21 protein-coding genes are annotated in these 22,155 nt (G+C 72.9%); 9 read left to right on the top strand and 12 right to left on the bottom strand.

What is annotated here, in order from left to right:
* Window positions 1-22 precede the first annotated feature (22 nt).
* Window positions 23-1,306, bottom strand: a complete 1,284-nt coding sequence (locus tag F9C41_RS32620; RefSeq protein WP_155390702.1) for a citrate synthase — start codon at window positions 1,304-1,306, stop codon at window positions 23-25.
* 209 nt (window positions 1,307-1,515) lie between these two features.
* Between F9C41_RS32620 and F9C41_RS32625 the strand changes: the two genes are divergently transcribed.
* Window positions 1,516-2,031: a nucleoside deaminase gene (locus F9C41_RS32625; RefSeq protein WP_230690191.1), complete on the top strand. Its 516-nt coding sequence runs from the start codon at window positions 1,516-1,518 to the stop codon at window positions 2,029-2,031.
* Between the two features lie 22 nt (window positions 2,032-2,053).
* Here F9C41_RS32625 and F9C41_RS32630 read toward each other — a convergent pair whose 3' ends face one another.
* The 3 genes from F9C41_RS32630 to F9C41_RS32640 all read right to left on the bottom strand — a co-directional run bounded on the left by F9C41_RS32630 (window position 2,054) and on the right by F9C41_RS32640 (window position 6,839).
* Window positions 2,054-3,055: an NAD-dependent epimerase/dehydratase family protein gene (locus tag F9C41_RS32630; RefSeq protein ID WP_155390703.1), complete on the bottom strand. Its 1,002-nt coding sequence runs from the start codon at window positions 3,053-3,055 to the stop codon at window positions 2,054-2,056.
* Window positions 3,056-3,152: 97 nt separating this feature from the next.
* The gene (gene recD2 / locus F9C41_RS32635) at window positions 3,153-5,420 is read right to left on the bottom strand and encodes an SF1B family DNA helicase RecD2 (protein ID WP_155390704.1); all 2,268 of its coding nucleotides are present in this window, start codon (window positions 5,418-5,420) and stop codon (window positions 3,153-3,155) included.
* A gap of 39 nt (window positions 5,421-5,459) precedes the next feature.
* Window positions 5,460-6,839, bottom strand: a complete 1,380-nt coding sequence (locus F9C41_RS32640; RefSeq protein WP_155390705.1) for an FAD-binding oxidoreductase — start codon at window positions 6,837-6,839, stop codon at window positions 5,460-5,462.
* 161 nt (window positions 6,840-7,000) lie between these two features.
* Between F9C41_RS32640 and F9C41_RS32645 the strand changes: the two genes are divergently transcribed.
* Complete coding sequence (locus F9C41_RS32645) at window positions 7,001-7,699, top strand: hypothetical protein (RefSeq protein ID WP_155390706.1); 699 nt, start codon at window positions 7,001-7,003, stop codon at window positions 7,697-7,699.
* 10 nt (window positions 7,700-7,709) lie between these two features.
* Here F9C41_RS32645 and F9C41_RS32650 read toward each other — a convergent pair whose 3' ends face one another.
* Window positions 7,710-8,009: a hypothetical protein gene (locus F9C41_RS32650; protein ID WP_155390707.1), complete on the bottom strand. Its 300-nt coding sequence runs from the start codon at window positions 8,007-8,009 to the stop codon at window positions 7,710-7,712.
* On the bottom strand, window positions 8,003-8,311 hold the full coding sequence (locus tag F9C41_RS32655) for a hypothetical protein (protein ID WP_230690192.1): 309 nt from the start codon (window positions 8,309-8,311) through the stop codon (window positions 8,003-8,005). Before F9C41_RS32655 ends, F9C41_RS32650 begins: the two co-directional genes overlap by 7 nt.
* 138 nt (window positions 8,312-8,449) lie before the next feature.
* Here F9C41_RS32655 and F9C41_RS32660 point away from each other — a divergent pair, with 138 nt between their 5' ends.
* The gene (locus F9C41_RS32660; RefSeq protein ID WP_155390708.1) at window positions 8,450-11,263 is read left to right on the top strand and encodes an ATP-binding protein; all 2,814 of its coding nucleotides are present in this window, start codon (window positions 8,450-8,452) and stop codon (window positions 11,261-11,263) included.
* Between the two features lie 42 nt (window positions 11,264-11,305).
* On the opposite strand, the gene F9C41_RS32665 is transcribed toward F9C41_RS32660, so the two are convergent.
* Window positions 11,306-12,502 carry an LCP family protein gene (locus tag F9C41_RS32665; RefSeq protein WP_196280056.1) on the bottom strand — a complete coding sequence of 399 codons (1,197 nt, stop codon included), beginning with the start codon at window positions 12,500-12,502 and terminating at the stop codon, window positions 11,306-11,308.
* Window positions 12,503-12,659: 157 nt separating this feature from the next.
* Here F9C41_RS32665 and F9C41_RS32670 point away from each other — a divergent pair, with 157 nt between their 5' ends.
* A complete protein-coding gene (locus tag F9C41_RS32670) occupies window positions 12,660-12,863 on the top strand; it encodes a CsbD family protein (protein WP_155390710.1) in 204 nt (67 codons plus the stop codon).
* Between the two features lie 89 nt (window positions 12,864-12,952).
* On the opposite strand, the gene F9C41_RS32675 is transcribed toward F9C41_RS32670, so the two are convergent.
* A complete protein-coding gene (locus F9C41_RS32675; RefSeq protein ID WP_155390711.1) occupies window positions 12,953-13,135 on the bottom strand; it encodes a hypothetical protein in 183 nt (60 codons plus the stop codon).
* A 131-nt stretch (window positions 13,136-13,266) separates the two neighbouring features.
* On the opposite strand from F9C41_RS32675, the gene F9C41_RS32680 reads away from it, so the two are divergent.
* Complete coding sequence (locus F9C41_RS32680; protein WP_155390712.1) at window positions 13,267-13,656, top strand: hypothetical protein; 390 nt, start codon at window positions 13,267-13,269, stop codon at window positions 13,654-13,656.
* A gap of 76 nt (window positions 13,657-13,732) precedes the next feature.
* Entirely contained in the window at window positions 13,733-13,888 is a 156-nt protein-coding gene (locus F9C41_RS40905) for a DUF6131 family protein (protein WP_166382865.1), read from the top strand.
* Between the two features lie 60 nt (window positions 13,889-13,948).
* Here the strand turns inward: F9C41_RS40905 and F9C41_RS32685 are convergent, their stop codons facing one another.
* Together F9C41_RS32685 and F9C41_RS41605 are read right to left on the bottom strand one after the other, a co-directional pair.
* Entirely contained in the window at window positions 13,949-15,046 is a 1,098-nt protein-coding gene (locus tag F9C41_RS32685; RefSeq protein ID WP_155390713.1) for a hypothetical protein, read from the bottom strand.
* A gap of 86 nt (window positions 15,047-15,132) precedes the next feature.
* Complete coding sequence (locus F9C41_RS41605) at window positions 15,133-15,585, bottom strand: hypothetical protein (RefSeq protein WP_230690193.1); 453 nt, start codon at window positions 15,583-15,585, stop codon at window positions 15,133-15,135.
* Window positions 15,586-15,699: 114 nt separating this feature from the next.
* Here F9C41_RS41605 and F9C41_RS32695 point away from each other — a divergent pair, with 114 nt between their 5' ends.
* Window positions 15,700-16,323, top strand: coding sequence for a TetR/AcrR family transcriptional regulator (locus F9C41_RS32695; RefSeq protein WP_230690194.1), 624 nt, complete (start codon window positions 15,700-15,702; stop codon window positions 16,321-16,323).
* A gap of 98 nt (window positions 16,324-16,421) precedes the next feature.
* Here the strand turns inward: F9C41_RS32695 and F9C41_RS32700 are convergent, their stop codons facing one another.
* Both F9C41_RS32700 and F9C41_RS32705 read right to left on the bottom strand, forming a co-directional pair.
* A complete protein-coding gene (locus tag F9C41_RS32700; RefSeq protein ID WP_155390716.1) occupies window positions 16,422-17,297 on the bottom strand; it encodes a diacylglycerol/lipid kinase family protein in 876 nt (291 codons plus the stop codon).
* Complete coding sequence (locus tag F9C41_RS32705) at window positions 17,297-18,853, bottom strand: FAD-binding oxidoreductase (RefSeq protein ID WP_155390928.1); 1,557 nt, start codon at window positions 18,851-18,853, stop codon at window positions 17,297-17,299. The genes F9C41_RS32700 and F9C41_RS32705 overlap by 1 nt, the downstream gene beginning before the upstream one ends.
* A 56-nt stretch (window positions 18,854-18,909) precedes the next feature.
* On the opposite strand from F9C41_RS32705, the gene F9C41_RS32710 reads away from it, so the two are divergent.
* Together F9C41_RS32710 and F9C41_RS32715 are read left to right on the top strand one after the other, a co-directional pair.
* Window positions 18,910-20,442, top strand: a complete 1,533-nt coding sequence (locus F9C41_RS32710) for a glycerol-3-phosphate dehydrogenase/oxidase (RefSeq protein ID WP_155390717.1) — start codon at window positions 18,910-18,912, stop codon at window positions 20,440-20,442.
* Between the two features lie 109 nt (window positions 20,443-20,551).
* Entirely contained in the window at window positions 20,552-22,111 is a 1,560-nt protein-coding gene (locus F9C41_RS32715; protein WP_155390718.1) for an FAD-binding oxidoreductase, read from the top strand.
* The last annotated feature ends 44 nt before the right edge of the window (window positions 22,112-22,155 follow it).

A 22,155-nucleotide genomic window follows, 5' to 3' on the forward strand; every position in this document is an offset into this window, starting at 1 on the left:
CCCCCTTCCGGTGGGGCGTGGGTCAGCGCTCGGTGACCGGGATGAAGTTGCGCTCGGGGGCGCCGGTGTACACCTGGCGCGGACGGCCGATCTTGGTGGCCGGGTCGCTCATCATCTCGCGCCACTGGGCGATCCAGCCGGGCAGGCGGCCCAGCGCGAACAGCACCGTGAACATCTTCGTGGGGAAGCCCATGGCCTTGTAGATCAGGCCGGTGTAGAAGTCCACGTTCGGGTAGAGCTTGCGAGAGACGAAGAAGTCGTCGGCCAGCGCGATCTCCTCGAGCTGCATCGCGAGGTCCAGCAGCGGGTCCGGCTTGGCCATGCGGCCGAGCACGTCCTGCGCCATGTTCTTCACGATCGCCGCGCGGGGGTCGTAGTTCTTGTAGACCCGGTGGCCGAAGCCCATCAGGCGTACGCCGTCCTCGCGGTCCTTGACCTTGCGGACGAAGGCCTGCACGTCGCCGCCCTCGGCGCGGATGCGCTCGAGCATCGCCAGCACGGCCTCGTTGGCGCCGCCGTGCAGCGGGCCGGACAGCGCGTTCACGCCGGACGACACCGACGCGAACAGGCTGGCCTGGGCCGAGCCGACCAGGCGCACGGTCGACGTGGAGCAGTTCTGCTCGTGGTCGGCGTGCAGGATCAGCAGCAGGTCCAGCGCCTTGGCGAAGACCGGGTCGACCTCGTAGCCGGTGGCCGGCACGCCGAAGGTCATGCGCAGGAAGTTGTCGACGTACCCGAGGGAGTTGTCGGGGTACAGCATCGGCTGGCCGATGGACTTCTTGTACGCGTACGACGCGATGGTCGGCAGCTTGGCGAGCATGCGCACGGTCGAGATCTCGACCTGCTCGTTGTCGAACGGGTCCTGGCTGTCCTGGTAGAACGTGCCCAGGGCGCTCACCGCCGCGGACAGCACGGCCATCGGGTGGGCGTCACGCGGGAAGCCCTCGAAGAACCGCTTCATGTCCTCGTGCAGCAGCGTGTGCATGCGCACCCGCTCGGTGAACTCCGACAGCTGCGTCGCGCTCGGCAGCTCGCCGTACATCAGCAGGTACGAGACCTCCAGGAAGGTGGAGTGCTCGGCCAGCTGCTCGATGGGGTAACCGCGATAACGAAGGATCCCCTCGTCACCGTCGATGTAAGTGATCGCGGAGGTACAGGCCGCGGTGTTGACGAAGCCCGGGTCGTACGTGACGTACCCCGTCTCCTTCAGCACCTTGCCGATGTCGAGCCCGGACGGGCCCTCGACGGCCGGCTGCACTTCCAGGGAGAGGTGTCCACCCGGGGTTTCCAGGTTCACATCCGCCACGACTTCCCTCGCTTTATCCGGGAGCTTCTTTTACCAAAGTTAAGTTTCAGGGTAAGCACTCGGCGGTGGCATCCGCCCCATCCGGGGCTGAGGGGAGAATCACGGTCCGCGGCTCTTTTAAGCCGACTTACCCTCTTTTCTGTCGAATTAACAGGGGTTGTGTGTCCAGAGCGACTGCCCCGCGCGGGCCCGCGCCTTAGGCTGGACCCGTGGCGACGGAGCCCCTGGCGAGCGTGGACATGCCGGGCGAGGAAGCCGAACGTTGGCTGGCCCTCGCGGTGAAGTTCGCTGTCGCCAACGTGGAGTCGGGCGGCGGCGGACCCTTCGCGTCGATCATCGTGCGCAGCGGCGAGGTCATCGGCCGCGGCGTCAACCGGGTCATCCGCGACCTGGACCCCACCGCGCACTCCGAGATCGTGGCCATCCGCGCCGCCTGCCGCCAGGCCCTGCACTTCCGGCTGCCCGGGGCCGTGCTGGTCTCCACGTGTGAGCCCTGCCCCATGTGCCTGACCGCCGCGCTGTGGGCCGAGGTCGGCCGCATCGTGTACGCCGTCGACCGCCACGAGGCCGCCGCGGCCGGATTCCCGCAGGTCGAGCTGTACGACCTGTTCGAGGACCCGCAGCACAAGTGGACCGTGCCCGTCGGCAAGATCTCCATCGCCCAGGCCCAGGACCCCTTCGATGCCTGGCAGCGCACCAAGCCCCAACGCCAGGCCCGCCCCTGAACCCCGCGCGGAAGCCGGGCGGTCAGGACGGGTGGGTGGCGTGCCAGGTCGTCAGGAGTCCGGCCTCGTCCTCGCGGGTGATGCCGGCCCAGGGCTTGCGGGTCGGCGCATCGGCGAGCCAGGCCAGGGTGTCGCGGGCGGTGTCGGCCAGCGGGCGTGGCGAGAGGCCCGCGGCGAGCGCCGCGGCGACGTCGCGGGACAGGAAACCGGCGTACTCCGGCAGCGGCAGCCACATCGGCAGCGAGCGCTCCCCCATCCACGGCCCGACCCCCTGCGCCGCGAGGAAGTCCTGGTCGACCCAGGTCAGTCGCGGCTCGGCGGCCACCGCTTCGGCGATGTCGGCGAAGAACTGCGCCCGGGTCACCGGCGCGCCGATGCCGTCATACGCCCCGGCCAGCCGCTGTTCTGCGGCCTGCACCAGCCAGGCGGCCAGGTCGCGCACGTCGATCCACTGCACCGCCTCGGCGGGCGCGCCCGGGACGAGCACTTCGCCGCCCTCGGCGAGCCGGGCCACCCAGTAGTCGAACCGGTTCGTGGTGTCCTCCGGGCCGACGATCAGCCCGGCCCGGCACAGCAGCACGCGGTCCGGCCCCACGGCGTCGAGCAGCGCCTGCTCGCAGGCGACCTTGGCCGGGCCGTAGTTCTCGCCGGTGGCGTCGTCGGTCTCCAGGGGCAGCGGGGCGAGCAGCGGGGCCTCGTCCGCGCGCTGGCCGGGGGTGGCCTGGTCGGCGTAGGCGGAACAGCTGGACACGTACACCCAGTGCGGGATGCGTGCCCCGAGCGCGGCGGCGGCGTGGCGGACGTGGCTGGGCCGGCGCGCGACGTCGATCACCGCGTCGAACTCGCCGTCGAGCCCGGCCAGGCCGCCGGGATCGTCCCGGTCGGCGGTGACCAGGGTGGCCCCGGCCGGGACCGCGCCGGACGTGCCGCGGGCGACACAGGTCACGTCGTGGCCCGCGGCCAGCGCATGCGCGGCCACCGCGCGCCCGAGGAACACCGTGCCGCCGAGTACGAGGAGTCGCATGGCCGCAACTATCGCCGACCCGCCCCGCACCCGCACACCCCGTTCGCCGTCGGCGTACCGGAGCGCGGGCCGTCGAGTAGGGGTCAGGCGGGTGGGGTCAGGCGGGTGGGATGAGGCGGTGGTCGAGGGCGGTGTAGCGGCGGCCCGCGCCGAGGGTGCGCACCGCGACCGCGAGCGCCCGGGTGGACCCGGCGAGCACGACCAGCTTCTTCGCCCGGGTGATCGCCGTGTAGAGCAGGTTGCGCTGCAGCATCATCCAGGCGCTGGTGGTCAGCGGCACGACCACGGCGGGATACTCCGAGCCCTGCGAGCGGTGGATGCTGATGGCGTACGCGTGGACCAGCTCGTCGAGCTCGTCGAAGCCGTACTCGACGTCCTCGTCCTCGTCGGTGCGCACGATCAGCTTCTGGTCGTCGGGGACCATGCCGGTGACCACGCCGACGGTGCCGTTGAACACCCCGGCCGTGCCCTTGTCGTAGTTGTTGCGGATCTGGGTGACCTTGTCGCCGACCCGGTACACCCGCCCGCCGTAGCGCCGCTCGGGCCTGCCCTCGGCCGCCGGGGTCAGCGCCTGCTGGAGCAGTTGGTTGAGGTTGCCCGCGCCGGCCGGGCCGCGGTGCATCGGGGTGAGCACCTGGATGTCGCGGCGCGCGTCGAGGCCGAACTTCTTCGGGATGCGCTGCGCCACCAGGTCGACGACCAGCGGCGCGGTCGCCTCGGTGTCGTCGCACTCGAAGAAGAAGAAATCGGGGAAGCCTTTGAGCTGCGGGAACTCGCCCGCGTTGACGCGGTGCGCGTTGACCACGACGCCCGACTGCTGCGCCTGGCGGAAGATCTGCGTCAGCCGTACGCGGGGCACGACGTCGGCGTTGAGCAGGTCCCGCAGCACCTCGCCCGCGCCGACCGAGGGCAGCTGGTCGACGTCGCCGACGAGCAGCAGGTGCGCCCCGGGTGCGACGGCCTTGACCAGCTTGTTGGCCAGGATCAGGTCGAGCATCGAGGCCTCGTCGACGACGACCAGGTCGGCGTCGAGCGGGTTGTCCCGGTCGTAGCTCGGGTCGCCGCCCGGCTGGAGCTTGAGCAGCCGGTGCACCGTGGTCGCCTCGTGGCCGGTCAGCTCGGCGAGCCGTTTCGCGGCCCGGCCGGTCGGCGCGGCCAGCACGATCTTCGCGCGCTTGGCGCGGGCCAGCTCGACGATCGAGCGTACGGTGAAGCTCTTCCCGCAGCCCGGACCGCCGGTCAGCACCGCGACCTTCTCGGTCAGCGCGAGCCGCACCGCCTGCTCCTGCTCCGGGGCCAGTTCGTGGCCGGTGCGGGCCTTCAGCCAGACCAGGGCCTTGGTCCAGTCGACGCCGTCGAACGCGGACAGCCGGTCGCGCCCCGTGTTGAGCAGGGTCAGCAGGCTGCCGGCGAGGCCGCGCTCGGCGCGGTGGAACGGCACCAGGTAGATCGCGGGCACCAGACCGTCCGCGCCCGGCACGTCCTCGCGGACGACGCCCTCCTCGTCGATCAGCTCGCGCAGGCAGTTCGTGATCAGGTCGGCGGGCACGCTCAGATCCGCGCCGTCCTTGTCGGTGACAGCGAGGATCTTCGCGGCCGCGGTGGTGAGGTTCGGGGCGGGCAGGAAGCAGTGGCCGTTGTCGGCGGCCTCGCTGAGCGTGTGCTGTAGGCCGGCCTTGACGCGCTGCGGGCTGTCGTAGGCGATGCCGACCGCGCGGGCGATGGTGTCGGCGGTGCGGAACCCGATCCCCCACACGTCGGCGGCCAGCCGGTACGGCTCCTCACGCACGACGGTGATGGAGTCGTCGCCGTACTGCTTGTAGATGCGCACCGCGAGCGAGGTGGTCACCCCCACGCCCTGCAGGAAGATCATGACTTCCTTGATCGCCTGCTGCTCCAGCCAGGCCGCGGCGATCAGCTTGGTGCGCTTCGGGCCGAGTTTCGGCACCTCGATCAGCCGCTGCGGCTCTTCCTCGATCACCCGCAGCGTGTCCACGCCGAAATGCGCCACGATGCGCTCGGCCAGCCGCGGGCCGATGCCCTTGACCAGGCCGGAGCCGAGGTAGCGCTCGATGCCGACGATCGTCGCGGGCAGCACGGTGGTGTAGTTCCACACCTCGAACTGGCGGCCGTAGCGCGGGTGCGAACCCCAGCGCCCGGTCAGCCGCAGGCTCTCCCCCGGCTGCGCGCCGAGCAGGGCGCCGACCACCGTGAGCAGGTCGTTGCCCGACTTCTCGGTCGCCACCCGGGCGATGGTGTAGCCGGTCTCCTCATTGGCGTAGGTGATCCGTTCGAGCACCGCCTCCAGCACGACACCCGGCGGGCGGTCCGGCGCGGCGGTCGGGGGCGAGGTCGACGCGGTCACTCCGACATGGTGCCGCACGGGTGCGTCGGAACGAAGTCCTCAGCGCTCGGGGCGGATGTTGGGGTTGAGGTGGAAGACGTTGTCGGGGTCGTAGACGGCTTTGATGCGGGCCAGCCGGCGGTAGTTGTCGAGGCCGTAGCCGGCGACCACGCGCTCCTGGCCCTCCTGTCCGATGAAGTTGCTGTAGACCGCGCCGGTGGACCACAGTTTGACGTCGGCGCGCAGGTCACGGGCCCAGCGCACGGCGCGTTCGTCGTCCTGCGGTTCGGCCCAGAGGCCGAGCGGGTGCACCACCCAGGGGGCACGCCGCCACGGGACCGGGTATCCGGTCGGGCCTGCGGCGACCGCGCCGCCGTACGGGAACAGCACGTGCTGCGACGGGGACGGGACGACCATGTCGTGGGCCCGCGCGCAGAACAGCTCGACCGCCTTGTCGGGCAGCGCGTCCAGGTGCTCGGCGGACCAGTAGTTGCGGTAGCCGGGCGGGTCGTCGAACATGCACTGCAGCTCGGCGTAGGGCACCTCGGCGAGCAGCTCGCCCTCGTGGCCCAGCTTCAGCAGCGGCCCGATCACCTTGCGCGCCTGCGCCAGGTCACCGGCGTACGTGACGAGCATGGCGCAGGTCAGCTTGCCGACCAGGTGCGCGGGCGTGAACGGCTCGGCGGGCCCGGTCAGGTAGATCACGCCGCCGCCGACCTCCTCCGGCGCGTTCTCCATGAAGTCGCGGTAGGCCCGGGTCACCTCGGGTCCCGCCTCCGGCCGCCACAGCAGCAGCGCCACCGAGGTCGTCGGCAGGGGGTGCAGGCGCAGCGTCAGCGAGGTGACGACGCCGAAGTTGCCGCCGCCGCCGTGCAGCGCCCAGAACAGGTCCGGGTGGGTCTCCTCGCTGGCCACCACGGTGTTGCCGTCGGCGGTGACCAGTTCGGCGGCGAGCAGGTTGTCGCAGGCCAGGCCGAACTTGCGCTCCAGCCAGCCGGAGCCGCCGCCGAGCGTGAAGCCGCCGACGCCGGTCGTGGACACCCGGCCGCCGGTGGTAGCGAGGTCGAAGGGCTGGGTGGCGCGGTCCAGATGGCTCATCGTCGCGCCGCCGCCGATGCGTACGGTCCGCCGCTGCGGATCGACCACGGCCTGGTTCATCCGGCGCAGGTCGAGGACGAGTCCGCCGTCGGTCGAGGCGCTGCCCGCCACGCCGTGCCCGCCGCCGCGCACCGCGATCTCCAGGCCCTGCTCGCGCGCGAACTCGATGGCCCGGGACACGTCGGCGCCGGTGGCGCACTGGGCGATCACACTAGGCCGCTTCGTGATCATCGCGTTGAACAGGGTCCGCGCGTCGGCGTACGCCGCGTCCGACGGCCCGAGCACCGACCCGGCGAAGCCGGCCCGCAGGTCGGCCACCACCGTCTCACCGAGGACTGTCATGAGAACTCCCCCCGCAAGCGCACGGCTGGGCCAGTCCGGACTGGCACGCCGGGATCCGCAGCTCAGCCTAGCCAGGATGGGGACATGCCATCACGAAAAGCTCATATAGCCGCTCGCCCGGGCGGCACGCCTGGGAAAGTCTGTGATCAGGGGTGGCTTTGATGGCTGCGGTCGGCACGGCAGCGCGACGCCGGGCCGCGTATCTGGCCACGGCGATGGGGGCGCTGCACGCCGTGCTGTCCCTGGGGTCGTTCTGGCTGCTGCACGGCACACCCAAACCCGGGTCCTCGGATGCCGACCTGGTCGCGTACTACGGCGGCAGCCACGGCCGCACGGTGCTGATCGTCGGCATCTACCTGCTGCCGCTGTCGGCCATCGCGTTCATCTGGTTCACCGTCGCGCTGCGCATGTGGATCTCCCAGCACGGCCATCCCGAGCATTTCCTCTTCTCGAACCTGCAGCTCGTCGCCGGCATCACGTACGCGGCGCTGCTGCTGGTCGCGGCGGCGGCGTTCAGCGTGGACTCGGCGGTGGCCCAGCTGAGCGACGGCGCGGTGGACCCGGAGAGTGCCCGCGCCTTCCCGCAGTTCGGCCGGATGCTGGCAGTGATACTCGACTCCCGCATGGCGGCCATCTTCGTGATGACCACGGCCGGCATCGGCCGGACGACCAAGGTGCTGCCGGCCTGGTTCGTCTGGCTGAGCTACCCGCTGGGCCTGCTCCTGCTGTTCGGAGCCACCCTGGAGACCGTGTTCGCGCTGGTCTTCCCCGCCTGGATCCTGGTGCTCGCGGTGCTGCTCGTGCTGCGGGTGCGGCAGGCCGCCGAGCCACGTCCCGGTGACCTGGTCACCGGGACGTGACCGCGGCGGGTCAGCAGAACCAGCCGTCCTGCACCCAGCCGTTGCGGTTGACGTGGCCGTAGGCGAAGCCGTAGACGTAGCCGCCCTGCTTCGGGCCCTTGACCAGGAACGTCTGGCCCGCGTACAGCGTGCCCATCCAGGCGCCGAGCGGCTCGGTGCGCACGAACAGCGAATCGGCGCACACGGTCTCCCGCACCCCGACGGTGCCGTTGACCGCCTGTGCGGCGGACGGCACGGCGAGCAGGGCGAGGCCGGTCACGACCGCGACCGCCGCCCGCAGGGTCGCCGCCCGCAGGGTTCTGGTCACCATGAGTCGTACCCTCCGATGCACTCGATCCGCATGAAGCCCCAGTCGTTGGGCCCGAAGTCGAAGGTCGCCGCCCAGCCGTTGTAGACCGGGTGCGCGCCCGGGGTGTGGCCGACCTTGTTGCCGTACTCGAGCACCCGCTTGAGCCCGTGCGGCCCGGACGCCGAGTCGTAGTTGTCGTAGAAGCTGGCGCTCTGGCAGACGTTGATCGCGTGCCGGGGCACGACGACGGCCTGGGCAGGGCTCGCGGTGGCGAGCGCACCCGCGACGACCAGGGACGCGACGATTCTCGTGGCTATTCGCATATCCACCCTCTTCACTTGACGGTGATCGCGCCAAGCTATCAGGACTGTAGTTTCTGCACAAGAATCACGCGAGCTGTGAAACTTTCCTTTGCGCGGACTTCCCGGCCGTCGGGCAAGCCCGCTCACTAGGCTCGGAGCATGGGGCCGGTCTCTCCGGTTTTCGTGGGCCGACAGGATGAGACGGACCGGCTGCGCGCGCTCACGCGGCAGGCGGTGGCCGGACACGGCGTGGCGGTCCTGGTCGAGGGCGAACCGGGCATCGGCAAGACCTCGCTGCTGGACCGGGTCACGGCAGACTGCGCCGAGCTCGGCATGCGACTGCTCACCGGCGTCGCCGAGGACCTGGAGCAGCAGCTGCCGTTCTCCGCGATCGCCAACTGCCTGGGCATCGGCGCCGCCACCACCGATCCCCAGCTGGCCCGGGTCTCCGGGCTGCTGCGCGGCGAGCAGGCGTTCACGCAGAGCCTGGCCGCCGCCAACCACGACTTCGTCATCACCGAGGCGATCCTCGACCTGTTCGACGAGTGGTTCGCGCAGGGCCCGGTCGCGATGCTGCTGGACGACGCGCAGTGGGCGGACCCGCAGAGCCTCGTCGTGACACACCGGCTCGGCCGCGGCATCGACCAGCAGCCGATGCTCCTGGTCGTCGCCACCCGCTCGGCGCCGCGGGCCGAAGCGGTCGACGCGCTCGAACGCAGCCTCGTGGCCCGCGGCGGGCACGTCGTCGAGCTGGCGCCGTTGCCGCCGAGCGAGGTCTCCACGCTCGCCCACCACCTGCTCCACGCCGACACCGGGCCCCGGCTGAGCCGGTTGCTGGCCACCGCCGGCGGCAACCCGATGTACGTCACCGAACTGCTGGCCGAGCTGGCCGACGAGGGTGCGCTGGCCGGCCGGGACGGCCGGGTGGAGCTGGTATGGGACACCGACGAGCTGGCCGAGGGCTGGGTCCCGCCGCCACTGGCGGAGATGATCCTGCACCGGCTCGCCTGCCTGCCCCCCGCCGTACGCGACGTGCTGCAGACCGCCGCCGTGTTCGGGCGCGCGGTCGACCTGACCGAACTGTCGCAGGTGCAGGGGCGGCCGGTGGCCGAGCTGGTCGCCGTCGCCGCCGGCGCGGTCGAGGCGGGCATCCTCACCGACACCGGCACCCGGCTGGAGTTCCGGCAACCGCTCATCCGGGAGGCGCTCGCCGCGCGCGTGCCGCCCTCCGCCCGGGCGGCGCTGCACCGGCGTGCGGCGCAGCCGCTCGACGCCCGCGGGACCGGGGTGGAACGCATCGCCGAGCACGTGATGGCGGGCGAGGACGTCGACGAGCGGACGGCACAGTGGCTGATCGGCGTGGCCGACACGCTGACCGCCCGCGCCCCCGAACTGGCGGTGGAGCTGCTGCAACGGGCGCTGCCGACCGCGACCCGCCGGCAGGCGGGCAGGCTGCGGCTGCAGCTGATCCGGGCGCTGCTCTGGCGGGGCGAGCCTGCCGAGGCCGAACGGCTGGCCCGCGCCGCCGTCGCCGCGGGTGACGATCCCGCCTGCGACGGGGAGCTGCGCTGGCTGCTCGCGCAGACCAGCTACCGCCGCGGGCACCTGCGCGAGTCGCTGGACGTCATCCAGCAGGCCCTGGCCCTGCCCGGACTGAGCGAACCCGAGCGCGGCCGCTTCCACGGCTTCGCGGCCGTCTGCCTGTTCTTCCTGACCCGGTTCGACGAGGCACGGGCCGCCGCCCGGCAGGCGGTGCTGGCCGGGGAGGCGACCGGCGACGCGCGCTGCCGCGGCATCGGTGACTTCGCCCTGGCCATGACGATGGCGATGGACGGCGATCTGGCACAGGCGCTGGCCGTCAACGACCGGGCGATCGCCACGCTGACCGAGGGGGTGCAGCCGGACCTGCAGGTCGACCCGTACACCCTGCGCGGCATGTGCCTGCTGGAGCTGGACCGGCCGGCCGAGGCGGAACGGGCGCTGGCCGCCGCGATCGCGGCCAACCGGGAGTCCGGCGGGGCCTACCTCCCGATGGCCCACACGCTGCGGGCGCGCCTGCTGTTCCTGGCCGGACGCTGGGACGACGCGCTGGTCGAGATCGAGGCCGGGGTCGACCTGCCGGACCTGCTCGGCAGCGCGGTGCGGCTGCGCGGCATGGCCGATCTGATCGCGGTGCACCGCGGCGCGACGGTCGACCCGCCCACGGGCACCGGCACGTCCTACCCGCACCACTTCAGCCGGTGGGCGCGGGCGCTGTGCGTGGAGTCCCAGCAGGGCCCTGCGGCCGCCTTGGAGCTGCTGTCCCCCGCCTGGGAGAAGGCGCACGGGCTGGAGCCGCGGCGGCTGGTCTACCGCGTCTGCGCCGACCTGGCCCGGCTGGCGGTCGCCGCGGGTGACCGGGAACGGGCCCGCGCGCTGGCGCAGGACGTGGACGGGCTGCTCACCCCGCAGGCGCAGCCGAGCCTCGCCGCGACCGCGAAGCTGTGCCACGGGCTGGCCGACGACGACCCGGACCTGCTGCTCGCGGCGGCCGCGGACTACCACGCGGCGGGCTGGCCGCTCTACGAGGGCAACGCCTTCGAGAACGCGGCCGAGGTGCTGGCCCGCCGGGACCGCCCCGCCCAGGCCCGGCAAGCCCTGGACCGGGCCCTGGAGCGGTACGGCGCACTGGAGGCGACCGCCGACGCCGACCGAGCGGAGGCACGGCTGCGGGCGGTCGGCGTGCGCCGGGGCGTACGCGGCCCGCGCAAGCGCCCCAAGCACGGCTGGGAGGCGCTCACCGCGACCGAGCAGCGCGTCGCGACCCTGGTCGCGGCGGGCATGTCCAACCCGGAGGTGGCCGCGCAGATGTTCCTGTCCCGGCGCACCGTGCAGTCGCACGTGTCGAGCATCCTCGCCAAGCTGGAACTCAGCTCACGGGTCGAGCTGGCGGTACAGGCGGCTGAGCGTACCGCGGTGCGCTCGGGCGGTTAGGCCGCCGAACGCCGACCCGATGCGGGCGCATGCAGCGGCGGTTCACCACCGGTTCGCGGCCGCCGGGCTGTCGACCGGGGGCGCGGCGTCCGCCGCATCGCCGATGACGGACTCGGGATGGAGCGCGACGTACTCGTCGAGCGTGCCGCTCGCGGCCGCCTGGAACATCAGCAGGGTCTGCGGGCTGATCGCCTGGGTGCCCTTGACCTTGGCCCGGTTGTACATGCCGTTGTTGGTCTTGAGCATGATCAGGTCGGTGGTGGCCAGGCCGCGCAGCGTCCAGATGTAGTCGAACAGGTCGGCGTGGCCGGTGTCGAGCTTCAGCGTGCTGCCCGCGGCCTTGAGCAGGGAATTGATTTTGATCGGGTTGGTGATGATCCCGGCCGAGGTGACCTTGTCACCGACCGCCTTCAGCAGCTGCTGCTGGTGGCGCTGCCGGTCGTAGTCGCCGTACGGGCCGCTCTTGCGCTGGCGGGCGTAGTCCAGCGCCTCCCAGCCCGCCATGTCGCGGCAGCCGACATGGTGCACGAAGGTGTTGGGCAGGTACACCCCGGACTTCTTGCCGTAGGCGTACTGCGGCTTGCCGTCGACCACGACGAAGTGGTCCGAGCGGGTCTCCTGGTCGACGCACATGTGCACGCCGTCCAGCTCGTCGACCACGTTCTTGAACGCGTCGAAGTCGACGACCGCCACGCCGTCGAACTTCAGCCCGGTCAGCTCGTGCACCATGTTCGCGGTCAGCGCGGCCCCGCCCTGCCAGCCCTGCCCGTTGCGCGAGCCGTACGTGTAGGCGGCATTGGCCCTGGTCCGCGCTCCGTAGAAGTTGGCCTGCGGATACGCCGGGATGTGCACCAGGGCGTCGCGCGGGATCGACATCAGGTATGCCCGCTCGTGCCCGGCGGGCACGTGCAGCACGATGATGGTGTCGGCCCGGCCGCTGCCCTCGACCCAGCCGTCACGGGTGTCCAGCCCCAGCAGCAGCAGGTCGATCGCACCGCGCAGGGTGCGCCCCTCGACCGTCGGCTCCTTTCGCGCGTCCCCCTCCAGCACCGAGCCGGTCTCCACCGCACTGGTCAGGCTGTGCAGGTAGGACTGGGTGACCAGCGCGCCGCCGAACCCCAGCGCCAGCACGAGCACCATCATCCCGAGCATCAGCACCGCCCACACCGGCAGCCGCCGCCGACGGGGTCGGAGCGGGGGGATGTCGGGCAGGCCGCGGGGGCTCTCGAGCGGGGTCATCAGTCTCTCCGTGCCGGGGGTCTCCTGGCGAAGGACCATACCAGCCTATAACTGGCTATTAGCGTGTTTTGTCTCGTTCCCCCGACTCGGGAGGTTTCGGAAGATCCGCACCGGGTACTCGAGGGTCAGAGATATCCGCTGTCTCGAAGGAGTGGACATGGGCATCAACGACAAGATCAGCAACACCGCCGAGAACGTCAAGGGCAAGGCCAAAGAGGCCACCGGCAAGATGACCGACAACGAGCGCCTCGAGGCCGAGGGCAAGATGGACCAGGCCTCGGCGAAGGCCAAGCAGGTCGGCGAGAAGGCCAAGGACGCCATGGGCGACGCCAAGGACGCGGCCAAGGACGCGCTGCGCTAGCGGTCCGAGTTGCAGATCAGAAAGGAGCCGCCCCGGCCGGGGCGGCTCCTTCGTTCTCGCGCGCTGTCGTCGCGCCGGGTCGGCAGTCCTCAGTGCTCGGAGCCGGAGAACGGCTCGGGCGGGTTGCGCGGGTCGCTGCGCTCCTCGGTCAGGCGTTCGGTGTCCTCCTGCCGACGCTGCTCGTCGCGGTGCGACTCGTCCCGGACATGCTCCAGGTCAGAACCGCCCGTCGGCTCGATCGGCTCATACTCCTCCGGGCTGTGATCGGTCATGTCTGACTGCATACCCGCGCCACGGCCTGCACAAACGCTTGCGCGGAGGGGGTCGGGTGTATCCTGATCATCTCGGCGACATCCCGTGTTGTGCCCGCCGCGGACCCGTGGTGACCCTATGATCTGTTGACATGACAGTCAGTGAACAGCTCATCACGGCGAGCAACGAGGAGCGGGCGGACCTTCGCGCCGAGCTGATCACTCTGCTCGACCGCTGGCAGGCCTGGCGCAACGACCCGGCGTACCCGGGCACCGGCCGGGTGGGACCGGCCTGGCAGGCGGGCCTTGACCGGGCCATCGCCGTCACCCGGCAGTCCGTGGACGCGCTGCCGCCCGATCACGACCCCAGCGCGCTGGCCGACCTGACCCAGCCCCTGCTGAGCACCTTCTGGGCGCACCGGCCGGGCCCGATGGCGGAGGTCGTCACCCAGGTGGCGCTGCTGCGGCTGCGCGCCGTCGCCATGCACGGCCGGGTCGCCCGGCAGCTCGCGCAGGAGCCCGTGGGCACCGCGGCCAACTGATCGTCCGGTTTAGCCCCGCCGGGAGACGGGTACCTCATCGGCGATGGGGAGTTGTTCCTCGAGTGGGGAGATCGAAGTGCTTGTTCTAGGCCTGATTCTGTTGCTGCTGGGGTATTTCCTCCACATCAGCATCCTCTGGACCATCGGCCTGATCCTGCTGATCGTGGGAGCGATCCTCTGGATCCTGGGCGCGGTGGGCCGCCCCGTGGGCGGACGACGGCATTATTGGTGACAGGATCTGAACGACGGAAGGGGCGCCCCGCGGGGCGCCCCTTCCGTCGTTTCCGCAGCGCTACTGCCGCTCGGTCGCGGCGGCCGGTCGTGCCGAGGCGGCCAGCACGACCGCGACCAGCAGTCCGGCCAGCGCCTGCACCACCGGGATGCCGGTGTAGAGCTCCGGCAGCGCCTGCGCCGTGATGCTGCCCGACGGGTCGACCAGCGGCGGCGTGAAGAGGAAGCCGATCGCCAGGTAGACCGACCAGGTGAACAGGCCGGCCAGCGCGGCCACGGCCCACAGCGCGCCGCGGCTGCCCGGCGACGGCCGCAGCCACAGCACCGCCAGGTCGGTGAGCACGCCGGCGACCAGCAGGCCGCCGATGAGTTCGAGGTTGCCGAAACCGGTGATCGCGGCACAGAGGGCGCCGATGACCGCGTACACGACCGTGACACTGCCGGGCGGCAGCGCCCAGCGCCGGGCCAGGGTCAGGATCGGCAGGATCAGCACCAGGTTGGTGACCAGGATCGAGGTCGCCATGTCGGAGCTGAGCCGCTCGTCGAGATTGGTCAGCGCCATCATGATCCGGCCCGGGGTGTACACCAGCGCGTTGGCGTACTGCAGGAACAGCAGCACCAGCGTGGCCCCCAGGGCGATGGACAGCACGGCCGGGAGCAGCCCCAGCAGGCCGGTGGCCGGATCGGTGCGGCGCGCCCACGCCGTGCGCAGCGGCGTGGTCACGATGATCATCATTGCGGTGACCAGACCCAGGTGGGTGGGGCTGAACAGGATGTCGATGGTCTGCTCGACACCGAACACGACGTGCCAGAGCATGTCGCCGAGGCCCGCCAGAGCGAACCCGCCGATCGCCAGCACCGCCGCCGGATAGCCGGCCGGCATGGCGCGCAGGTCCGGCAGCCGCCCGCCGCGGAACGCGGCCCGGCACGTCCACAGGATCCAGCCCGCGGTCACGATGAAGCCCCAGTAGAACACCGCATGCCACGGCGTGAAGAAGGTCTCCAGCTCGGGCACGTTGTTGTGCGCCCAGGCGTCGACCATCAGGCCGATGGTGAACCACGTGCCCAGCAGCACGGTCACCAGGTCGGTGCGGTAGGACGTCACCGGCCGGTCGGGATCGGACGCCGTGGCGACCTGTTCGGGTGCGGTGCTGACCATGTGGAACCCCATCCTGCCGTGAGCCGAGTCCGTGGCGCGACAAAGGATATCGCCGTCGATCACCACGTGCCGACCGCAGGGCAGGATCAGGGGGTCGCAGCGGGCGAGGCCGGCGCGGTGGGCGCGATCGGCGGCACGGGCAGCGGCGCGCCGCCGCCGTCGGGCAGCCGGTTCGGCGGGAGCGGCCAGGGCATCGGCTGGCCCTCGAGGCCCCGCTGGCGCAGCCGCTCCAGCAGCTGGCGCTTCAGCTCCTGGTCGCGCAGCCGCTGCTCGGGCCGCATCCGCTCGTCACGGTCGACTTTGCCGCCCCAGGGGCCGCGCTCGTGCCGGTCGAAGTCGTGGTGGCCGCGGTGATGCCCCGCCATCAGGCCGGCCGCGAGGCCGAGGCCGCCGCAGACCAGGCCGCCCAGCAGAAACGCGATCAGCAGCGCGGCCAGCGTGCCCGCGGACGGCCGAGACCAGGTGCGGGCGGGCCGCGGGTCCGGAGCCGGCTCGGCGGTGGTGTCGTCGTCGACCGGCTGCTGCGGCTCGGTGGTCATACGGGCTCCCAGGCTGAGGGGGTACGGCAGGACGCCGGCGCTGCCGCGCGGGCCGGGTACCACTGTGACACCGTGCGCCGCTGCGCGGAAGCCGGGCGTGGTACACATGGGCCGGTGGACGCTGAGGAGGAGCCGGGCGGACGGCGCGTGGAGGACCTCGTGCTCGACGCCGCCCGTGACTGCGTGCTGGCGTACGGGGTGCGCCGGACGACGGTCACGGACGTGGCGCGCCGGGCCGGGGTGTCCCGGATGTCGGTGTACCGCCGCTGGCCGGACGTGCAGAGCCTGGTCGGCGACCTGATGAGCCGCGAGTGGCACCGCGTGATCGTGGACGCGGCGCGGCAGGCCGCGGCTGCGGACGGACCGCTGCGCTCGCGGCTCGTGGCCCAGTCGGTGGCCGCCGCGGCGACGCTGCGCACGCATCCGCTGCTGCGCAAGATCCTGGAAGTGGATCCCGAGATCCTGCTGCCGTACATGCTGGACCGGCGCGGCGCCGGGCAGGAGGAGATGCTCGGCTTCCTGGTCGAGATGATCGCGGCGGGGCAGGACGAGGGCTCGGTGCGCGCCGGTGACCCCGCCCGCCTGGCCCGCGCCGTGCTGCTGACCGCGCAGTCCTTCGTGCTCTCCGTGGCCACCGTCTCCGATGGGCACACCCCGGCCGAGTTCGACGAGGAACTGGCCCTCCTCCTCGACCGCTACCTGTCCCCCACGCCCACCGCCCAACCCCGATTTAAATAAACGTTGGCCTATCTGGCTGAGTTTGATCTACAAAAAATCAACCAGATAGGCCAACGTCTATGAAAAAGCGGGTGCCGGGCCGCGCGAGCGCGGTGCTGTCAGTGCGGGGCGAGCAGTGACAGGGCCGCGGGGAGCACGCGGATGCGCAGCTCATCCAGCACCGAGACGGGGTCGCCGTCGGCGTACGCGGGCACCGGGCGGTCGGTGCGCACGGTGACCGCCGTGCCGCGCAGCACCGTGACCTCGGGGCGGCGCACGTGCGCGCCGGTCCGCATCTCGCGCAGGACCAGCGGGAACAGCAGTTTGGACGCAGCGCCGAGCACGATCACGTCGAGCAGCCCGTCGTCGACGGCCGCGTCGGGCGCGACGTGCAGCCCGCCGCCGTAGTAGCCGGAGTTCGCCACCACCACGGAGTACGCCCGCACGGGCGGAAGCTCCTGCCCGTCCACGGTGAGCCGGTAGACCGTGGGCCGCCAGCCGATCAGCGCGCGTGCCCCGGCCAGCGGGTAGACCAGCCTGGCCGGGGTGAACCGGGCCCGGTTGGCCCGCTCGTTGGCGGCCGCGTCGACACCTGCGTACACACTGCCGAGCACGATCTCGCCACCCGCGTCGAGCACGTCGACCCGGCGCGGCTCGCCGTGCAGCAACAGCGACGCGATCTCCTCGGGGCGGCTCGGCAGGTCGAGCTGCCGGGCCAGGTCGTTGCCGCGCCCGGCCGGGACGACGCCGAGCACGCCGTCCGTGCCCGCCAGCGCCGCACCGAGGCAGCGCAGCGTGCCGTCACCCCCGGCGGCCAGCACCGTCTCGCCGTCGGCGGCACAGCGCCGGGCGACCTCGCGGGCCTGCCCGACGCCACCGGTGTACTCGACGCGCACCCGTGCCCCGCCCGCGCGCAGCAGCTGCGCGACCGGCATCAGCCGGGCCAGCCCGCGCCGCGCGGCCGGTCCGACCACGGCCGTGAACGACCTGCTCATCAGGGCGCTACGAGGATGCCCGGGTTCAGCACCCCGGCCGGGTCGAGTTCGCGTTTGACGGCGCGCAGCACGTCGACGCCGAGCGGGCCGACCTCCTGGGCGAACCAGTCGCGGTGCTCGGTGCCGACGCCGTGGTGGTGGCTGATGGTCCCGCCCGCCGCGATGATCGCGTCGTTGGCCGCCGCCTTGGCCCGCTGCCAGCGCGCCACCGGCTCGTCGGCGTACGCGGTGACGACGGTGAAGTAGAGGGAGGCCCCGGTCTCGTACACGTGGGAGACGTGGCACAGCACCATCGACGGCACGGGCAGCGCCGCGAACAGCGCCTCGCGGACGGCCTCGTACAGGCCGGGCAGCGCGGACCAGAACGACGCGGTCTCCAGCGTCTCCGCGAACGCGCCCGCGTCGAGCAGCGCGTCGCGCAGGTAGGGCGCGTCGAACCGGTGCACGGCCCACTGCTCCCCCGGCTCCGTGCCCAGCGGCTCCCCGCCGCACTCGCGCAGCGCGTCGGCGGTCTCCGCCGCGACCCGGTCGACGGACGCGCCCTCGTGGCCGACCACGAGCAGGCAGCCGCCGTCGCCGCGGCCCCGGCCGGTCGCCCCGAGCATGGTCTCCACCTCGTCGGACAGCCGCAGCACGGTCGGCCGCGGCCCGTCCTGGGCCAGCCGCCGCGCCGCCGCGACGCCGTCGGCGAACGACGCGAACCGCCAGCCTTCGTAGTGGCGCTGGGGGGCGAGCGGCCGGACCCGCACGGTGACGTCGGTGATGACGCCGAACGCGCCCTCCGAGCCGAGGAACAGGCGGCGCAGGTCGGGCCCGGCCGACGAGGCGGGCGCGCGGCCGGTGCTGATCGTCCCGCGCGGGGTGGCCACGGTCATCCCGACGACCATGTCGTCGAAGCGGCCGTAGCCGGCGGAGGCCTGGCCCGAGGAGCGGGTGGCGGCGAAGCCGCCGATGGTGGCGTACTCGTACGACTGCGGGACGTGGCCGAGCGTGAAGCCGTGCGCGGCCAGCAGCTCGTCGGCGCGCGGCGCGGGCAGCCCGGCCTGCAGCACGGCGGTGCGCGACACCGGGTCGACCGCGACCAGCCGGTCGAGGCGGCGCAGGTCCAGGGCGAGATGGCCGTCCGCCTGGGGGGCGAGCCCGCCGACGACCGAGGTGCCGCCGCCGAACGGCACCACCGCGAGCCGGTGCTCGGCGCAGACCGCCAGCACGGCCAGCACCTGGTCGTGGTCGGCCGGGGCGACGACGGCCGCCGGGAGCACGGGCAGCTCGCCCGTCCGCTGGTGGAACAGGTCGGGAGTGGACTTGCCCGACGCGTGCAGCGCCCGCTCGGCGGTCTCGGTGCTGACGTGTTCGGCACCGACCACCGCGGCGAGCGCGGCGAGGGCCTCCCCGGCCAGCGCGGCAGGCGCCGCTACGGCGTCCAGCGCGACGGGCGCGGCCGGCGGCGTGACCTCGAAGACCTGCTTGAGCAGCCCTGCCACGGCCTCGGGCAGCGGCTTCGCGTGCTCCGGTGTGCCCCAGCGCGCCCAGCCCGCGCGCCGCTCTTCCCGCATCGCATCCATGTGTGACAGAGTTACATCTAGTGTCACTTCGGCGCAAGGAGGAGACCATGTCGGACACCTCTCTCACCGCGGCGCGCCGGGCGCGCGAGCTGGCCGCGCTGACCGCCGGCGAGGTGGTGGACGTGCTGGTGGTCGGGCTCGGCGTGACCGGCGCCGGGGTCGCGCTGGACGCGGCCAGCCGGGGGCTGTCCGTCGCCGCGATCGACGCCCACGACCTCGCCTTCGGCACCTCCCGGTGGAGCTCCAAACTGGTCCACGGCGGGCTGCGCTACCTGGCCAAGGGCGAGGTCGGGGTGGCGTATGAGAGCGCGGTGGAGCGCGGCACGCTGATGGCCCGCACCGCCCCGCACCTGACCCGGGCCCTGGCCATGCTGCTGCCCGCGACGGCGTACACCGCACCGCTGACCGTCGGTCTGGCCGGGGCGGGCCTGCGCGCGGGCGACCTGCTGCGCGCGGCGGCGGGCACCCGGCGCGCGATCCTGCCCGGCGTCCGTTCACTGTCCGCCGCCGAGGCACGGGGCATGGTGCCCGCACTGCGCCCGGCCGGGCTGCGCGGGGCGCGGCTGTCCTGGGACGGGCAGCTGTGCGACGACGCCCGCCTGGTGACCGGGCTGGCCCGCGCCGCGGCCGGGGCGGGCGCGAAGGTGCTGACCCGATGCCGGGCCACCGAGCTGGCCGGCGACGCGGCCGCCGTGGTCGACACGCTCACCGGGGCCCGGCACACCCTGCGGGCCCGCGCGGTGGTCAACGCGACCGGCGTGTGGGCCGGGCAGCTCGCCCCCGACATCACCCTGCGGCCGTCCCGCGGCACGCATCTCGTGCTGCCGTCGGCGCTGCTCGGCGGGCTGTGGGCCGGGCTGACCATCCCGGTGCCCGGCGAGCTGTCGCGCTTCGTGATCGTGCTCCCGCAGGCCGACGGACTGGTGTACGTCGGGCTCACCGACGAACCGGTGGACGGCCCCGTGCCGGACGTGCCCGAGGTTCCCGAGTCGGATGTGGACTTCCTGCTGGACGTGCTCAACTCGGCGCTGGAGACGCCGGTGCGCCGGGCCGACGTGCTCGGCGCGTTCGCCGGGCTGCGGCCGCTGATGGCAGGCCCGCAGGCGCGGCGCGGGCGCACCGCCGACATCTCCCGGCGGCACGCCGTCGTGCAGGGGCGCGACGGTGTGGTGACCGTGGTCGGCGGGAAACTGACCACGTACCGGCGGATGGCGCAGGACACCGTGGACGTGCTGGCCGCGCGGCGGGGTGTGCACGCCGGGCCGTGCCGGACCCGCGACCTGCCACTGCCCGGCGCGGCACCGCGCGATCTGCTGGCCCGGGTGCCCGCACCCGCGCGCCTGATCGCCCGCTACGGCGCCGAGGCGCCGGCCGTGCTGGCCGAGGCCCCACCGGAACTGCACTCGCTGATCACGCCCGGCAGCCCGGTGACCGGTGCCGAGCTGCTGTGGGCGATGCGCCACGAGGGCGCGCTGACCGTCGACGACCTGCTCGACCGGCGTACCCGGCTGGGGCTGGTGCCGCAGCACCGCGCCGCCGCCCTCCCCACAGCCGAGGCCATCCTCGCCACCAACCCCTGAAATACAAGGAAGGGCACCTTCTTATCGCTATGCGTTGTAGAAGGTGCCCTTCCCATCCGCCGTCCGGACGGGCGGTGTGCTGAGCAGCGACTATTCGAGTGGAGGCGGCATGAGCGGCGGGCGGGAACGGTCCTGGTGGGGCTGGGGCTGGGCGGATCAGGCGGTGGATGCCGAGGGGTGCGCGAAGCTGGCCCGGCGGGTCGGCCCGTTCCTGCCGCTGGACGGCGAGCTGAGTCCGGCGCCGCAGGTGCCGGAGCTGCCGTCGTCGCGGCTGCGGCCGCCCGCGACCGTCGCCGCGCTGTGCCGCGACGACGCGCGGACGCGGGCCGCGCACGCCTACGGGCGGGCCTACCGCGACGTGGTCCGGCTGCTGGACGGGGTGCTGGACAACCCGCCGGACCTGGTCGCCTATCCGCGCGACGAGCCGGACGTGATCGCGGTGCTGGACTGGGCCTCGGACGCCGCCGTCCCGGTGGTCCCGTTCGGCGGCGGCACCAGCGTCGTCGGCGGCGTCGAGTTCCGCGGCGGCGGCCCGTGGCTGTCGCTGGACCTGACCGGCCTGGCCGGTGTGGTCGAGGTCGACGAGGTCAGCCGGGCCGCGCTGATCCGGGGCGGCACCTTCGGCCCCGACCTGGAGGACGCGCTGCGGCCGCACGGCCTCACCCTGCGGCACTTCCCGCAGAGCTTCGAGTTCTCCACCTTCGGCGGCTGGCTGGCCACCCGCGCGGGCGGCCACTACGCCACCGGCTACACCCACATCGACGACCTGGTCGAGTCGATGCGGGTGGTGACCCCGGCCGGGGTCGCGCAATCGCTGCGGGTGCCCGCCTCGGGCGCGGGCCCGTCGCCGGACCGGTTCTGGCTGGGCTCCGAGGGCGCCCTAGGCGTCATCACCGAGGGCTGGGCCCGCGTGCAGCAGCGCCCGACGTTCCGCGCCGGGGCCGCGCTGCGCTTCGACGGGTACGCCGACGCGGTGCACGCCGTGCGAGCCGTCGCCCAGTCGGGGCTGCGCCCGGCGAACTGCCGCCTGCTCGACCCGCTCGAAGCGATGCTCGGCGCGGCGGCCGCCGACGGGTCCAGCCGGCTGCTGCTCGGCTTCGAGTCGGCCGACCACCCGGTCGACGCGCTGCTCGCGCGGGCCGTCGAGCTGTGCCGCGAGCACGGCGGGGTGGTCGAACCGGCGGCGCAGGACACCACCGGGCACTGGCGGGACACCTTCGTCGGCGCGCCGTACCTGCGCGACGGGCTGGCCCGGCTGGGCGTGGTGGTGGAGACGTTCGAGACCGCGTGCACCTGGGCCGCGTTCGACGCGCTGCACGCCGCGGTGGTCGAGGCGGCCGCGGCGGCGGGCCTGGCCGCGACGGGCAGCCCGGCGCTGGTCACCTGCCGGTTCACGCACGTGTACCCGGACGGACCGGCGCCCTACTTCACCGTGTACGCGGCCGGCCGGCGCGGCGCGCAGGTGCAGATCTGGGACGCGCTCAAGCAGGCCGCGGGTGACGCGATCGCCGCGCACGGCGGCACCATCACCCATCACCACGCCGTCGGCCGCGACCACCTGCCCTGGTACACGCGGCAGCGGCCGGAGCCGTTCGCGCTGTCGCTGCGGGCCGCGAAGTCCGCCGTGGACCCGGCGGGCGTGCTCAATCCGGGGGTGCTGCTGCCCTGATCCGGGCAGTAAGAAGCCCGCTTCGGCGATCACGGGGGGAACCG

Source organism: Catellatospora paridis (assembly GCF_009720365.1).
Classification (GTDB): Bacteria; Actinomycetota; Actinomycetes; order Mycobacteriales; family Micromonosporaceae; genus Catellatospora; species Catellatospora paridis.

Excerpts from the sequence above, each read along its gene's own strand:
- F9C41_RS32705 (WP_155390928.1), bottom strand. The coding sequence starts at position 18,853 with ATGCGGGAAGAGCGGCGCGCGGGCTGGGCGCGCTGGGGCACACCGGAG.
- F9C41_RS32630 (WP_155390703.1), bottom strand. The coding sequence starts at position 3,055 with ATGCGACTCCTCGTACTCGGCGGCACGGTGTTCCTCGGGCGCGCGGTG.
- F9C41_RS32700 (WP_155390716.1), bottom strand. The coding sequence starts at position 17,297 with ATGAGCAGGTCGTTCACGGCCGTGGTCGGACCGGCCGCGCGGCGCGGG.
- F9C41_RS32660 (WP_155390708.1), top strand. The coding sequence starts at position 8,450 with ATGGGGCCGGTCTCTCCGGTTTTCGTGGGCCGACAGGATGAGACGGAC.
- F9C41_RS32685 (WP_155390713.1), bottom strand. The coding sequence starts at position 15,046 with ATGGTCAGCACCGCACCCGAACAGGTCGCCACGGCGTCCGATCCCGAC.
- F9C41_RS32640 (WP_155390705.1), bottom strand. The coding sequence starts at position 6,839 with ATGACAGTCCTCGGTGAGACGGTGGTGGCCGACCTGCGGGCCGGCTTC.
- F9C41_RS32655 (WP_230690192.1), bottom strand. The coding sequence starts at position 8,311 with ATGCGAATAGCCACGAGAATCGTCGCGTCCCTGGTCGTCGCGGGTGCG.
- F9C41_RS32670 (WP_155390710.1), top strand. The coding sequence starts at position 12,660 with ATGGGCATCAACGACAAGATCAGCAACACCGCCGAGAACGTCAAGGGC.
- F9C41_RS32715 (WP_155390718.1), top strand. The coding sequence starts at position 20,552 with ATGAGCGGCGGGCGGGAACGGTCCTGGTGGGGCTGGGGCTGGGCGGAT.
- F9C41_RS32650 (WP_155390707.1), bottom strand. The coding sequence starts at position 8,009 with ATGGTGACCAGAACCCTGCGGGCGGCGACCCTGCGGGCGGCGGTCGCG.
- F9C41_RS32680 (WP_155390712.1), top strand. The coding sequence starts at position 13,267 with ATGACAGTCAGTGAACAGCTCATCACGGCGAGCAACGAGGAGCGGGCG.
- F9C41_RS41605 (WP_230690193.1), bottom strand. The coding sequence starts at position 15,585 with ATGACCACCGAGCCGCAGCAGCCGGTCGACGACGACACCACCGCCGAG.
- F9C41_RS32710 (WP_155390717.1), top strand. The coding sequence starts at position 18,910 with ATGTCGGACACCTCTCTCACCGCGGCGCGCCGGGCGCGCGAGCTGGCC.
- F9C41_RS32665 (WP_196280056.1), bottom strand. The coding sequence starts at position 12,502 with ATGACCCCGCTCGAGAGCCCCCGCGGCCTGCCCGACATCCCCCCGCTC.
- F9C41_RS32675 (WP_155390711.1), bottom strand. The coding sequence starts at position 13,135 with ATGACCGATCACAGCCCGGAGGAGTATGAGCCGATCGAGCCGACGGGC.
- F9C41_RS32645 (WP_155390706.1), top strand. The coding sequence starts at position 7,001 with ATGGCTGCGGTCGGCACGGCAGCGCGACGCCGGGCCGCGTATCTGGCC.